This is a genomic window from Myxococcales bacterium (assembly GCA_016699535.1).
Lineage (GTDB): Bacteria > Myxococcota_A > Polyangia > Polyangiales.
In genome coordinates this window covers 785,405-799,677 of the sequence record CP064980.1, presented here as the reverse complement: position 1 = coordinate 799,677, position 14,273 = coordinate 785,405, and the positions used below count along the sequence as shown (strand labels likewise).

Below are 14,273 nucleotides of genomic sequence, written 5' to 3'. Positions count from 1 at the left end.
TTATCCCTTGTGCGCGGCGCTAGCGTCAGCATCTGGCTTTGTATGGGCCGGAAGCTCGCCTGTCAGGGTCTTGAGGAAAGTCACAATGGATGCCACGTCTTTTTCGCTAAGTTCTTTGCCTAGCTGATGACGCGCCATAATGGTGACTGCTTCTTCCAACGTAGCGACTGAACCGTCGTGAAAATAGGGTGGCGTTAGTTCGATGTTGCGAAGCAAAGGGACTTTGAAAAAGTGCTTGTCTGCTTCGTTTTTGGTCACGTTGTAACGACCCATGTCTGCTTCGCTAAGCTCGCCGCCGCGCGCTTTGAAGTAGTCTTTCACGAGGCCCATTTTTTGGTACATCGTGCCACCTACGCCCGGTCCGATGTGGCAGCTAATGCAGCCGGTTTCTTTAAACTTTACGTAGCCATCTTTTTCAGCTTGGCTAATCGCGTCTTTATCGCCTCGCAAAAACTTATCGAATCTTGATGGGGTGATCAGTGAGCTTTCGTACTCTGCAATGGCATCAACAACATTTTCCTTGTTCACTTTGCCATCGTAAAGCTTGGCAAAGGCGTCTTTGTAGGCTTTATCTTTTGCAAGCTTAGGAAGCACATCTTCCCACTTCGCGCCCATTTCTAAAGGATTGGTCACGGGGCCTAAGGCTTGCTCTTTCAGATCGGCAGCGCGTCCATCCCAAAACTGCCGGAAGTTTAAACTCGAGTTCAGCACGGTTGGGGCGTTGATGGGGCCTTTTTGTTTACGAATACCTGTTGAAGTCTTTAGGGCTTCAGAACCACCGTGATCAAAGCTATGGCAACTCACACAAGCAATCGTCTCATCACCACTGAGCCGCTTGTCGTGATAAAGGCTACGTCCAAGCAGGACTTTATCCATGTTGACTTCGACTTTTTCTGGCAAGGGCTGTAGCGGCTCGAAGGCTGCTTGCTCTTGTTGCAAGGGTTGCTCTTGAGATTCAACAGCCGCTTGATCAAGTGCTGTAGCTTGATCGGACTCGGTCGACTTCTGACAACCATTCCCTTGGCAGGAAAGCGCAAAAACGGCAGAAGTTAAACTTACTACCAGTTTGGTGCTAGCGTGCATGCACCGGAGGATTGATCAGCTTTCGGAGGAAGGCAAGGGTTTTCATGACCACCTTAGCGATTGTACAAATGTCGATGACAACAGAGAAAAAAGCCAATCTCGAGAAGGCTTCAAGCTTTGTTGAACAGGCCACCAAAGCCGGCGCACAGCTCGTGCTTTTACCCGAGTTGTTTTTAGGGCCCTATTTCCCCCAAAAAGAATCTGCTGATTATTTTTCTTGGGCCGAGCACTTTGAAAAAAGCTCGACTCTGCAGCATTTCGCAAAACTCGCTAAGCAGTTGTCCGTTGTTCTCCCAGTCTCTTTTTTTGAAAAAGATGGGCAAAGCTATTTCAACAGCATGGCCATGATAAACTCGGATGGCGCGATCTTAGGAAATTACCGCAAAAGCCATATACCGGACGGTCCCGGTTACGAAGAAAAGTTTTTCTTTCGACCGGGAAACACTGGCTTTCGTGTATGGAACACAAGCGTGGGTGCGATCGGCGTTGGTATATGCTGGGATCAATGGTTTCCAGAGGCAGCGCGCATCATGACGTTGATGGGCGCCGAAGTTTTGCTTTATCCCACAGCGATCGGCTCAGAGCCTGCCGAACCGGAGCTCAATACGAAAGATCCATGGCAAAAAGCAATGCTTGGACATGCTGTCTGCAACGTCATACCGGTTGCAGCTGCAAATCGTGTGGGTAACGAAGAGGGCCAGATTTTTTATGGCAGTTCCTTCATCAGCGATTTTCGCGGTGAAAAACGAGTTGAGCTAGATCAAGTAGAAGAAAACATTGCCTTAGCCGACTTCGACCTGGCTCAGGTTCAAAAAGAACGTGATGCCTTTGGTTTTTTCCGAGATCGACGACCTGAGCTCTATGGGAAACTTTGTGAATAAGTTTTCACACGACTTTGAAAACAAAAAACATAGCGATCACAAATGTATCGCAACTGATCCTGCCCCCAAGCTTGATAAATCAGGTCTCGTTTGTGATCCACAAACCTTGTGTTCATTGCTTTCAGGATCAATTTTTTTTTCACGTGTTTGCAACGACTTAGAAAGTTTCCCACAAACGATCGTAGACGAGTGCTTCCTGCTCTGATAGCTTCCACAGCCTTCGACGAACAACATCTTGCTTTAGGCCAACAAAGGGTTTGGGAACTTTGGTGGTTCAGGATGCGACGGCCTCTATTTTTGAGGTTCCAGGCAGCGTGCAGTCATTGATCCGAGTTGTGTATAACTTGTGGATTACGGGGGTTAACTATGCGTTTTCATGGGGGTTTTAGGGTATGAACAGACTGTGGGAATCTGCCCTAAACGACATAAAAGCCCGTATATCGGAAGAAAACTTCGAAACGTGGTTTGCTCCGATTGAGTTTAGAGATCAACGAGACGATTTGCTGGTCCTTGCCATTCCGAACAAGTTCTACGCTGATTGGATAGACAGCCACTACCTGGCAACCCTACTTGAGAGTATCAAGCAAAACGCCAACAAAGCCCTAAGTATTGAATGGATCGTCGATGATCGCTTGCAAGAAGCATCGTTGAAACAACACGAGCCCTCAGCACCGCCACCTCCGGCGCCCCCGAGACGGGCAACGCCAACGCCAAATATACGTCAACGTTCCAGTCTCAATCCCAAATACAGCTTCGATAACTTTGTGGTCGGCCCATCGAACCAACTGGGCTATGCAGCCAGCATGTCGGCGGCAAGTGGAAACGGCAAACGTGGCAACCCGCTTTTTATCTACGGCGGTGTCGGTTTAGGCAAAACACACCTTGTAAACGCGGTAGGTCACCGTTTCTTGTCCTCAAAACAAAACGCCCGCGTGTTGTATCTATCAGCCGAGTGCTTCACCAACGAGTTTATCTGGTCGCTTCAAAACGGCGAAATGGATGCTTTTCGGAACCGATATCGCAACGAGTGCGACTTGCTCTTGATGGATGATATTCAGTTTCTGGCAGGACGAGAGCAAACCCAGGAAGAATTCTTCCACACTTTCAATGCTTTATATCATCTAGACAAGCAAATTGTGGTCACAAGTGATGTGCCCCCAAAACAGATATCCGGCATGCAGGAGCGTTTGATCAGCCGCTTTCAGTGGGGCCTTGTGGCAGATATCCAAGCACCAGAACTCGATACCCGCATTGCCATTTTGCGCACCAAAGCCCAACAGGAAAACATTATTCTAAACGATGATGTTGCCCTCTTTATTGGTCAATCCGTGAAAAGCAACGTTCGCGAGCTTGAGGGCACGCTCCTTCGTTTGGCAGTCAAAGCCGATTTGCTTCACCGCAGCATTGATTTGGACTTCGCAAAGGAATCGTTACGCTCACTGCTTCCTTCGGCGGAACAGGCCACAACGGTCGAAGACATTCAAAAAGCAGCGTGCGAGTATTTTGGCATCAAGTTATCCGAACTTAAATCCCACCGACGCCATCGCGCTATCGCCCTGCCCCGCATGATAGCCATGTATCTGTGCCGTCAACGCCTCGGAACCAGCTTTCCTGAACTTGGCGAGCGATTTGGCGGAAAAGACCACACTACCGTGATGAGTGCTGTCCGTAAAATCACAAAAAACGTCGATACTGACGCCATGGTGCGGGACGCTGTTGAGAACATCGAACGTAAGTTAGGGCTGTGAGCAAACTGGGTATAAAAGCATGCAAAAGCATGTGGACAGTTTGGGGTAGGTTTGGAAGATCGTTTTATACAGAGTTTTTCCCGATCTTATGAGTAGGTATCAAACATGATAAAACATAATAAAATCAAAAACTTTCACTCCTTTATCCCCAATCCACAGCCCCTAAGACGACGTCTTGTTTTTAAATTAAAGATAACTGATCTATAGAAGAGCATTGGGATAAAAATTATGGAGTTCACAATACATCGCACTGAGTTGCTCAAAGGTTTAGCTAAAGCATGTCCTGTCTCTGACAAGAAAAGCTCCATGCCGATTCTTTCGAATGTTCTCATCAACGCAGATAAAGACTTAGAGATCTCAGCCACCGATCTTTATCTCAGTGTCAAAGCGCATCTAAACGCCGAGATAAAGAAAAAAGGAACGATTGCCGTATCGGCAAGAACGCTTCTCGATATCGCCAAGAATCTTCCTGACGCAGAAATCCACTGGAAGGTTAGCAAAGGCAACACCTCCGAAATTCAATGCGGCAAGGTTAAATACAAACTACCAGGCATCAACGGCGATGATTTTCCAAGTTTGCCCGAACCAGGAAAAGCTAAGTTTTTTGAAATCGATGCAGCTATTCTTTCAGAAATGATTGGCCTGACGCAGTACTCTATGTCGCACGATGATACCCGGCCTCACTTGGCAGGCGCTTTATTCGAAGGAGACGGAGACACGATTCGCATGGTCACAACCGATGGTCATCGTTTATCGAAAGCAGAGCAGGTGTTTAGCGGTTCTTCTTCCAAGTTTAACTTTTCGATGCTGATACCAAGCAAGGGCGTTGGAGAGCTCAAACGTTTAATCGAAGACAGTAAATCAGCCAAAGATGAAAGCACCACGGTTGAAGTCGCCTCAGTCGGTGGTAACGCTTTTTTCAAAAAAGATGGTTTTATGCTTTCGGTCAAGCTTACTGAAGAGCAGTTTCCGCCTTATGCGAAGGTTATTCCTCAATCACCTCAACGCAACGTAGGCTTTGCACGAACGCCGTTCATGGAGGCTCTCAAGCGTATTAGCTTAGTGGCCAACGATAAGAGTGGCGGTGTACGCTTTCAACTTGATTCAGGAATCGTGCGCATCACAAGTGAGAATCCTGACATTGGTGAGGGTAGCGAAGAAGTAGCCGTCGATTTTGCCGGAGAGCCTCTCACCGTGGGCTTCAACGCTCGTTACATGCTGGATGTGCTTTCATCGCTAAAGCATGATGATATAGTACTCGGACTAGGCGGAGAGCTGGATCCGGGTGTCATTCGTCCAGCCGATACTACTGATTTTGTGGGCGTGATTATGCCCATGCGTATCTAAATCCTTTGTATCGCATTAATACGATTGCTCTAAGTAACTATCGAAACCTGGAGACAATTAAGTTCGAAGCAGGAGAGCACTTTAATATTATATCCGGAAAAAACGGAGCCGGTAAAAGCAACTTACTTGAAGCACTTTACTTTATCAGTTCATTGAGAAGTTTTCGTAAAGCTAAAGTTGATGCCATCGTCTCAAACCAAGCACATGTGGCGACAATCCATGCCACCATAGCGGCAGAAGATTTACCAGAAACAATAAACATTTCGTTGGGCAAAGCATCTGCGCTCAAAGTTCAACGCAATCACAAACGTCCGCGATCCCAGGCTCAGTACAGGACATTTTTCCCAGCGGTGGTGTTTCACCCTTCGGATGTTGATTTAGCTACGGGCAACCCTGAGCCGCGACGAAATTTCCTCGACCGTATCCTTGAACAAATGGATCCATCTTATGGAGAGGCACTCGCAAGTTATCGAAAAGCATTACGGAATCGTAATAAACTTCTGCAGTATGAAGAACTCAACAAAAACTCGATACGAGCCTACGATGAAATATTAGCCAACGCTGGTAGTATTATCGGTCGAACACGTGAAACTCTTATGACCGAACTAAGCGAACAGACGAGCAACGCTTTTTCGTCTATTAGTGGTGAAGGTATTGAACTGGAACTTAGCTATGAGCCTTCAGTGCCGCCCACACCGGGTCAGTTGTTTGATGCCTTGCAAAGTAATTTAGAAAAAGATCGAATCATTGGTTACACACGAAAGGGACCTCATGCAGATGATGTACTTTTCCGCATGCAAGGCAAACTTGCTCGTAATTTCGCTTCCCAAGGGCAACAACGAGCAATGGTGCTAGCGCTCAAAGTAGCAGAGCTTTTACTTCTTAAAAAAAGGCTAAATAAGACACCTTTTTTATTGCTCGATGATGTTTCAAGCGAACTTGACCGAGAACGCAACCGGCGTCTCTTTGATCTTGTTAGGGACTTGGATGCTCAAACCTTTCTAACAACGACTCACCCGGAATTCATCCAACTCGATCTAAAACGAAAAGACTACGCCATCTCAAACGGCACCCTGAGTCTGTTATGATGATCGACAAAACTATTCAGCGCGCGTTCTGAGAAAAGCGAACACTCGCGCAATATTGCATGTTTATATGAAGGAATCCCGTCCAACCATGCCTCGTCCTTTTTGCTATCGCTGCAGGCGTCCACAAAGCATGTGTCTTTGTGCAGAGGTCCCGAGTTGCAACAACAAAACCCAACTTCATGTGCTTCAAGACTACCGCGAACGAAAGCATCCCTTTGGTACGGTACGTATTTTGGAGCTTGCGTTAGCGAATATACAAACACATGTGTTGCGTGAGGTACCAAATAGTTTGTTCCAGCGCCCAGCAGCTTTTCCGAAACACGAAAACAATGAACAAGGAATAGGGATTCTTTATCCAGGCCCTGGCAGTCGATCGCTTCATGACCTTAGCGCGGCCGAGCAGCCCAGTGCGTTGGTGGTGATTGATGGCACTTGGCATCAGGCGCACCGTATCTACCGCGATAGTCCTTGGTTGCATGCGCTGCCTCGTTTTCGACTTCAGCCGAGCGAGCCGAGCGCTTATGCCATTCGCAAGGAACCACGCGAGGAATGTCTTTCGAGTTTAGAGTCGGTAGCGTTGGCTCTTGCTTTGCTTGAACCCGAGCTGCAAGGACTTGATGCGCTCAAAGTTTGTTTCAAACGCATGAACGAGCGACAACTTTCGTGTATAACTAAAGCAAAGAGCCAAGCGTCGCCGCGTAAGAAGCGCAAACGCTATCGTGTTTGCCAGGGCGTTCCGCCTCAGATCTCGCGACACCCACAAAACCTTGTGCTTGTTTACGCGGAGCTAACAAAGCTCTGTTATGCTAACCCTGATATCAGTAGCCGGCTTCTGCAATGGAGTGCGGTACGGTTTAGCGAACCAGATGACGTCTTTGATGTTTTAATTGATTCTTCGCAGAGCTATTCAGATGCGAATTTCTTACGCTTGATAGAATGGCTGCCAGAGGATGCAAACAAAGCCGTTTCATTTAGAGAGCTTTGCGCACGCTGGAATGAATTTTTGCGACCAAAAGACGTGCTTGTTTCCTGGAATCGAAGCACCCTTCAGACAGCACGCGTGCTGAATATGATTAGGCCTCTGTTTTCGCTCAAGGGCCTCGCTGCAAACCGATGCCGATCTCGCCCCGGATCGATGCAGAGCTGGATCGAGGAGCAAGAACTGGCATGTGGCGCCGATGTCAAAGTTACTGGTCGCGCGTCAAGACGCCTTGCCCAAATGCATTGCATTTTGGAAAATCTACTATCAAAAAGCTCTCCAAGTCTCGAGAGACCTAGAGAGTAGCATGTTCGCCTCTACAGGTTTTATCCGATCTCTAAGGACAAGCAATAAAGTTATCGAGCGCATCAGTGAGCGCAGCTACATCAACCGTATCGGGCGACGTCTTGTCTAGCTCTGTTTTCAAAATCTGATAATTGAATTCGCTTCGGTTTTGTGCGGCTGGATAAAGAACAGGTCCAAGCGTTTGGATGAAACTCCAGTAATAGAGTTTTTCATTACCCGTTGCTGACAAGAAGAGATCGACACGGTGTTTGAGAACATCAACAACGCCACGAAGCAAAGCGCGATCGTATTGAGTGCGCGCTAGATCCCGGCGCGTGATATCGGTTGCGACCCCATCAACGTTGTCGTTTTCTCTCCAGCAATGCACTGCCAAAAGACCGTTCCATGCTCGATTGTAGGTGTCTTGATTCAGGCTTTGTACGTAGCGTGCAAAGCCACGAGCATTATCAGAGCGTTCATCAAGATTGCTAGAAGTGCAACTCGTGTCGTCTGGTGCACAATAGTTCTCAGCGCCTGTGAAATAAGCAAAAGAAGAATCGCAGTCGGCAGCTTTATCGGTACAGGTAAGACTTTCTTTGAAAGGTGATACGTAGAGAAACCAGAGCAATCCTGCTTCTACTCTAGCGGCGTTTTGTCTCGGATCTTGCCCTGCAATGCCAGCGTTTAGTGCATCGAGTAATAAGGGTTGAAGATGAGACGGGCCGACGCAGTAATCTGGGTAGAGCTCTGGGGTGCCCTCACTACCGCAATTGGTATCTTGCGGCACGATGAAATGTGGATCATATCGGCGAGTAACACGGGAATCCAAACCTTCATCAATTTGATACTCGAGCCGCGCTTCGGTGAAGTCGTCACTGGAGGGTTCTTTTGTTGGATCAAACAGCAAAGTAGCAATTGTCTCAAACGAGGCGACTCGTGCAATTGTGCTGATGCTCTGTGAAAAGCGTTCATAGATGCCGGTATCAGCCGATGCGCATGCTGGCCAACTGTCATCAGCACCAGGAGAAAAATCACTCAATAACGGATCACAAAGAACACCGTTATCAATGTACTCCGATTCGGGCGTATTGGCTAATGTCTTGATGTCGTCATCACATGCAGAAACAATAAAAAACAAAAACAGTAGAATAAATAGAAAGCGTTGCACTAAGTTTTCTCCGAAAAAATTGCGTTTACATGTTTACACAATTACCAAGCTGCTGAAAAGAAGGCTCGTATGCCACGAGCAGGACCGTTTATAGAGGAGCCGTGCGTGCGATATGGGGCATCAAAAATGTTTTCGAAGATCAAATGGAGAGCTAGTTTTTCATTAAACAACCAGCCAGCACGCAGGTCGAACACTGCGTATCCTGGCGTGCCACCGGAAGGAATACGCGCGTCGCTAAAATCACTTGGTGCTAGACGTCTCTGCGCTAAAGCCCAACGCACGACGCTGGTAGCATAAAAGCCAGTGTCAGGGTGTGACCAACGTGCCTCAGCTGTGCCATTGAGCGGTGGGACACGCGAAAGAGGTACCTTTTTTTCGGGGTTGATGAGATCAGGGCCCTGACCCCACGCATAGGATGCGCTAGCACGCAGCGTTAAATCGTAGGGGAAGAAAAAGCTAAGAGCCCCTTCGCTACCAAGAATAAGTGAGTCCTTAGGAGCATTAATAAGTTGATAGCGTGCCCGAGAAGAGGCGCATGCGGGCGTTTCAGGTGGACAAAGCGTTGCATCTTGCACGCTTCGTGTGATGGCATCTTCAAGAACGGTTGCAAAAAGCCATGTATCCGCTCGCATAAACTCTGTTTTACTACGTAAGCCCAACTCAAAAGTTGTACTGTATTCAGGGCCAAGTTTAGGGTTTTCGTATTGAAAGCCTGGTCCGACTTGAGTACGCGCGCTGAGATCATCAAGGTTCGGTGCACGGAAGCCTTGATCGACGTTAAAAAACAGTGAACTGTTTTCATGGAGGCGTATATCAAGGCCAAAGCGACCAACAATGGCTGAATAGTTCTTGTTAACGCCTTTTGTTTCACTTTGGGTATCTTCAGGTGTTCGTGCGCCGATCGTTGAGAGACGGGCTCCAGTGTAAAGGGTCAGCCATCGTGTGGCGTAGACCTCAAGTTCACTAAACAAACCCAAGGTAAAGTAACGTGAACCGTCAATGTACAGGCCTCGGCTTTGATAAGTTGTTTGCTCGAGGTCGGTAAAGAGTGTTTTTGCACTCGAGCTAACTTGATCGACCAAGCCCTGAAAACCAAAACGCAGCTTAGCAAACATGTACTCCGAAAGCTCAAAAGCTTCTGTCGCGCTACGAAAATTAATGCCCAGTGTATCTACCGCATCTTTCCATTGGTGGCGAATGTAAGAACGAGGCCGTTCGCGACGACGTTGTTCATCATAACGCTGGTAAGAAACGCTCAGATCGAGATCGCGCAGGAAGAGAAGTTCAGATGCCCTGATCGCTACGTAACTTAATGTTCTATATTGCTGATCAATCCACAGACATTCAGAATCAGGAGCTTCTGGAGGAGGGCATTGATCTGTGCGCGGGGTATCAAACTGTCTAAACCCATACAGCGCACCAACCACTTTTACGGATGGACTTAGCTTGTGAATAACCCGTAAATCGAAAGTTCCTTCATGATATCCCGTGCCGAGTTGGGTGCGTCCATCATCTTCAAAGCGTGGGACTAAGGGTTTGGTATGCCCTGGATTATAGACTTGACCGCCAGATTCTAACCGGGATGCGGCTCGATAGCCAAAGCCAGCGACAGCAGCTGTTTTTCGGCCGATGCTTGCACCAAGTTGGAAACGACCACCGACTTCTTTGTCTTGAGTTCCAGCGCGGGTAAAAATCTTGGGACGCCACTTCAACTTGGTGTTATTTTTGTCTAACACCGGATCAATCGGCGTTGCATAGATTGCGCCGCCAAGGGCATCGGAACCGTAACGCGTCGAAGCACTTCCACGGATGACGTCAATATGGTCAATGCTCAACGCGTCTACCGTGAAGAAATATTGATTAGGCCCCTGTCTGAAAGTTCCGTTATTGAGACGAATCCCGTCGAACATAAGCAACACTTGCTGTCCGGTAAGACCACGAACAAAAGGGCTTGCTTGACCGTGTGCTGTTTGCTGAACATAAACGCCCGGCTCATAGATAAGTGCGTCTGGCGCTGAACGGGCAATGCGCTCGTTGATTTGATCTTTAGTCACGCGGCTTTGAGCGCGACTGATTTGATCTGGACTCATGTCCGGTGGCTGTATTTCAGCTTTGGCCGAAAACTCGATGCTTTTGTTCGGCGTTTGTTGCGCTTGGCTTTTTTGTGTGATGAATCCAGAAGCAACTGAAAGCAAAGACAAGCAAAGAGAAGCGGACGCAATCCTCACAAAGGGGTTCTAACGTCTTTCGTAAAAAAAACCGAGTTTAAAACCATCAATGATGTCAGCGTTGCAAGGCAGCTTTAGCAATTTTTCTTACAGCCGTGTTTTCGTCTTCCGTAGCGGCAAGAAGCGAGCTCTCAAAAAGCTTTCGATCAATTTTAGCCATCGCATCAATCGCGTAAAAACGAACTACCGCATGAGGCGAACGAAAGTCATTCTCTAAATGTTCCGCAATTTCCGTGCGTTTTTTGTCGTTTTGGTTTTTCCTGAAGTCTTCGACGAGTTCATCGTAGACTTCAGCGCTTGGGAGTTCTTCGGAAGAGTTTTTTTTTGAGCCCTTTTTCTTTTTCGCCCCTTTGTCTGCCTCAGACTTAGCGTTGGTCTCTTTGGCTTCTAATGCGCTATCGTTTTTTTTTTGATCCATCATTGGCAACGGAGGGGGCGTAGAAAAGTGTCGAGGTCGGATAGAAGCTGGTGCTGCTGCGGGGAATCCTGTCGGGCTTGCAGGTGGTATGCTGGCCGATGGTGGAACACTTGGGCTAGCTTTTGCTGCAGGCACACCCGAAGGAGAATTAGCGTTAGGGCTGCCAACGGAAAAGGCTTCGCGACGCGTAGGACTTTGTTTGAGTTCAACTTCTCTTTGGACCGGCATTGGTCGTGTGCGGTTCGCGCTTCGCTTACGTGTGCCTCTGCCAAACAAATCAAGATCAGCAATATCGCCGAGCTCCAAACTTGGCAGCCGTTCGTGCATTTTATCGCTTAGTACGCGACCTTCATCGCGTGCGCTGCTCACTACGTCTTGGATGCGCGATGGAAGTCCGCGTGAGACCGAAATCAAACGAATGGTCGTTGTATCGTCGTTGCCTGTCGTTTGATAGATGCCGAGATCAACAGCCGCGCCTTCGGTCGCGCGTTTAAGTTCGTCGTTGAGCTGATCAAAAACCATCATAGGCGTTTTGGTAAGAGTGGATTCGGACGCTTCAATCACCACGGCCAAGCTGGAAATGTTGGCCGGATCAAAACCAGAAGGCATAAGCTTGCCTTCTTCAAGACTGGCAAGCAATGGATTGAGAATCGTATTTGGATCCAAGCTCTCACTTTTCAGCTGGAGCACATCGTAGTGGAGAATACCGCCCGAAAGTAGAACTTTTCGAAAATCTTCTCCATCGAAAGCTCGAATGGCGTGAATCGTGCTGCGTTCATTGAGACGGTTTAAGTCATCAAAAGGGGCTATAATTTGCTCGTTTATTTTGGAGAAATAACTTCTCGCTACGACTTCTTGGTTTAAGGATGCGAGTCTGGCGTTATCGACAATGATCCAGCCATCGAGTTCGCTTTCGAGCAGTTCATTGATGGCACGAACAGCGTTTACCTTTGAAATGCCGCTTTCGCTTTCGCTGGGCAAAGTAACCAGACACACGACAGGGATCGACAATTCTCCGACGATATTCACAAGTTCACGCACCGCTGATCCGGTTCCACCACCTAATCCGGCTGTGATCACAAGCAGATCAGCGTCCTTAGCATGTTCCCGTGTTCGCCCTAAAATAAGCTCGGCGTGCTCCTTAACGCAGCTGCGACCGTAGTCAGGGTCAGCGCCCGCGCCGTCGTAACCGGCAATACCAATATAAACCCGTGCGGAGTCTTCAAGGCCGGGAGTTCCCCATTCCGGCGAAAGGGCCATTAGGTCAGTTCGAGCGGTGTTAAAAGCAATGGCAGGATACCCTCGACGGTGGAATTCTGCGGCCAAATTGCCACCAGCCTGGCCCAGGCCAATGACGCGAATATCAAGTGCTTGTCCTTCTCTGCTCACGCTAACTTCTCCTTGGTGAGGCTGCTTCGGCGCAACCTCCAAAATCCATATTGGAACAGTTTTTCAATAGTTCCAGGAAAACGAAGCATACTCTGACTTTTGCGTCCATGCACGCAAAGAATTAAGTTGGAAATTTGCTCCTCACATGCCACAGAGGATTGAGTGACTTTAGCGAAAAAACACCTTTTGGCTCTGAGCTGCTTTGCTCTATTTGCTTTGGTCGCGTGCCAAGACGATAGCAATACGAGTTGCCACTTTCGTTTACATGTATCGCAGCGGCAAGGGCAAACGGTAGAGTGCACGAATCTAAGCGTACTTGCCCACCGAGATGAGGTAAGCGGTTCTTCGATGACCTTACACGTGGCGCGCTTTTTTTCGGACCCAACTGGGCCGAGTGATCAAGCCATGCTCTACATTTTAGGGGGTCCGGGCCAGACATGGGTTTCTCAGACGGAGAGTATTTCTCGGGAATTTATGCAGAACCTTGGCCAGGATTTACTCTTGATCGATCAGCGAAGCGTGGGTTTCAACCAACCGAAGTTTAGTTGTGCACAAAGTTCAGCAGATCCACAGGCTGAGCTCCTTGATTATTTACAAACATGTTTTGATGATCTCAGTGAAAAAGGCGTCCCGCTTTCGGCGTACAACACTTGGGAAATGGCAGAAGACATAGACGTTGCACGTGAGCACTTTGCATACGATAAATTAGATGTTTTAGGTGTTTCATACGGCACCAAACTGGGTCTTGAATACCTGCGGCGCCACCCTGGGCATATCAGCGCCATGGTTCTTGATTCGGTTAGCCCGCCACAAATACGCGCCTTTGAGACAGACCTGCTCGCCAATGAAGAGTCAATTGAAGCACTTTTTTCCACTTGCGATGCCGACGCCTCTTGTGCTCAGAACTTTCCAGGCCTGGAAGTTGAATTTGAGCGTGTGTTTGCTGCGCTAGAGCAGAATTCGCTCGAAGTGACGCTAAGCGATGGCCGTGCATCGGAGCTTGATGCCAATGCTTTTGCATCGACGGTTGTCTCGAGCTTGCTATCCTTTTTTCCTCCCATGGCCCCAGCCTTCATTAAAGAAGTTGCGGCAAGCCTTGATGCTAGCGAGAGCCAAGTGAGCGATGACGTTGCGCGTGTTATGTCTTTGTTTCAAGTGAGTCTTGATGAAAGCTCAGGAACCGAACTGCTGCTTGCCGTAACTTGCGCCGAAAACCAAGGCCTCGGACAAGACGAAATTGACGCTCAGGCTCAAGAGCTTCGCGATGCCTTTACGGCCTATGCTGATTTGTACACTGACGTATTTGTTCCAGCATGCAGCATTTGGCCGACAGCACCTGCGCCCGAAAATGCGTTTGAAGCGGTACAAAACGATGATGTGCCAGTGCTTATGTTAAGCGGCGCCATGGATCCACGCACGCCACTAAGCTGGGCTGAACAAACACGCAGCACATTGGGTGTATCCACTCATTTGATTTTTGAACGTTTTGGACACAGCCTCGTTAGCCAAGGTAACGGTTGCATCATGAATTTTGCTTTGGACTTTTTACGTAGTGATGGCAGCGCTACAGAACTCGATTGCGGACCTGAACTTAGTCCGCCGTTTTTCCCTACATTAAGCGAAGCACTTGCTTATCTCGAATCGTAAATGACGTCCTAA

The 14,273-nt window shown here is 48.3% G+C and carries 10 protein-coding genes; 6 read left to right on the top strand and 4 right to left on the bottom strand.

The genetic code is table 11. The features are described from left to right. On the bottom strand, positions 1–876 hold the full coding sequence (locus IPJ88_03835) for a cytochrome-c peroxidase (protein QQR91957.1): 876 nt from the start codon (positions 874–876) through the stop codon (positions 1–3). 251 nt (positions 877–1,127) lie between these two features. Between IPJ88_03835 and aguB the strand changes: the two genes are divergently transcribed. The 5 genes from aguB (at position 1,128) to IPJ88_03810 (ending at position 7,432) form a co-directional block, all read left to right on the top strand. After that, positions 1,128–1,964, top strand: coding sequence for an N-carbamoylputrescine amidase (aguB, locus tag IPJ88_03830; protein ID QQR90873.1), 837 nt, complete (start codon positions 1,128–1,130; stop codon positions 1,962–1,964). 392 nt (positions 1,965–2,356) lie between these two features. Next, on the top strand, positions 2,357–3,712 hold the full coding sequence (dnaA, locus tag IPJ88_03825; protein ID QQR90872.1) for a chromosomal replication initiator protein DnaA: 1,356 nt from the start codon (positions 2,357–2,359) through the stop codon (positions 3,710–3,712). A gap of 228 nt (positions 3,713–3,940) precedes the next feature. Beyond that, a complete protein-coding gene (gene dnaN, locus IPJ88_03820) occupies positions 3,941–5,059 on the top strand; it encodes a DNA polymerase III subunit beta (protein ID QQR90871.1) in 1,119 nt (372 codons plus the stop codon). Positions 5,060–5,064: 5 nt separating this feature from the next. Continuing rightward, positions 5,065–6,147, top strand: a complete 1,083-nt coding sequence (locus IPJ88_03815; GenBank protein QQR90870.1) for a DNA replication/repair protein RecF — start codon at positions 5,065–5,067, stop codon at positions 6,145–6,147. 67 nt (positions 6,148–6,214) lie between these two features. Further along, the gene (locus tag IPJ88_03810) at positions 6,215–7,432 is read left to right on the top strand and encodes a DTW domain-containing protein (GenBank protein QQR90869.1); all 1,218 of its coding nucleotides are present in this window, start codon (positions 6,215–6,217) and stop codon (positions 7,430–7,432) included. A 31-nt stretch (positions 7,433–7,463) separates the two neighbouring features. On the opposite strand, the gene IPJ88_03805 is transcribed toward IPJ88_03810, so the two are convergent. The 3 genes from IPJ88_03805 to IPJ88_03795 are packed head-to-tail and all read right to left on the bottom strand — an operon-like array spanning position 7,464 to position 12,614. Next, positions 7,464–8,579, bottom strand: coding sequence for a hypothetical protein (locus IPJ88_03805; protein QQR90868.1), 1,116 nt, complete (start codon positions 8,577–8,579; stop codon positions 7,464–7,466). Between the two features lie 41 nt (positions 8,580–8,620). Beyond that, a complete protein-coding gene (locus tag IPJ88_03800; protein QQR90867.1) occupies positions 8,621–10,807 on the bottom strand; it encodes a TonB-dependent receptor in 2,187 nt (728 codons plus the stop codon). Between the two features lie 55 nt (positions 10,808–10,862). Next, positions 10,863–12,614 (bottom strand): hypothetical protein, encoded by a 1,752-nt coding sequence (locus tag IPJ88_03795; protein QQR90866.1) that lies wholly within the window; start codon positions 12,612–12,614, stop codon positions 10,863–10,865. 162 nt (positions 12,615–12,776) lie between these two features. On the opposite strand from IPJ88_03795, the gene IPJ88_03790 reads away from it, so the two are divergent. Beyond that, positions 12,777–14,261, top strand: coding sequence for an alpha/beta fold hydrolase (locus IPJ88_03790; protein ID QQR90865.1), 1,485 nt, complete (start codon positions 12,777–12,779; stop codon positions 14,259–14,261). The last annotated feature ends 12 nt before the right edge of the window (positions 14,262–14,273 follow it).

Excerpts from the sequence above, each read along its gene's own strand:
- IPJ88_03835 (QQR91957.1), bottom strand. The coding sequence starts at position 876 with ATGGATAAAGTCCTGCTTGGACGTAGCCTTTATCACGACAAGCGGCTC.
- aguB (QQR90873.1), top strand. The coding sequence starts at position 1,128 with ATGACCACCTTAGCGATTGTACAAATGTCGATGACAACAGAGAAAAAA.
- dnaA (QQR90872.1), top strand. The coding sequence starts at position 2,357 with ATGAACAGACTGTGGGAATCTGCCCTAAACGACATAAAAGCCCGTATA.
- dnaN (QQR90871.1), top strand. The coding sequence starts at position 3,941 with ATGGAGTTCACAATACATCGCACTGAGTTGCTCAAAGGTTTAGCTAAA.
- IPJ88_03810 (QQR90869.1), top strand. The coding sequence starts at position 6,215 with ATGAAGGAATCCCGTCCAACCATGCCTCGTCCTTTTTGCTATCGCTGC.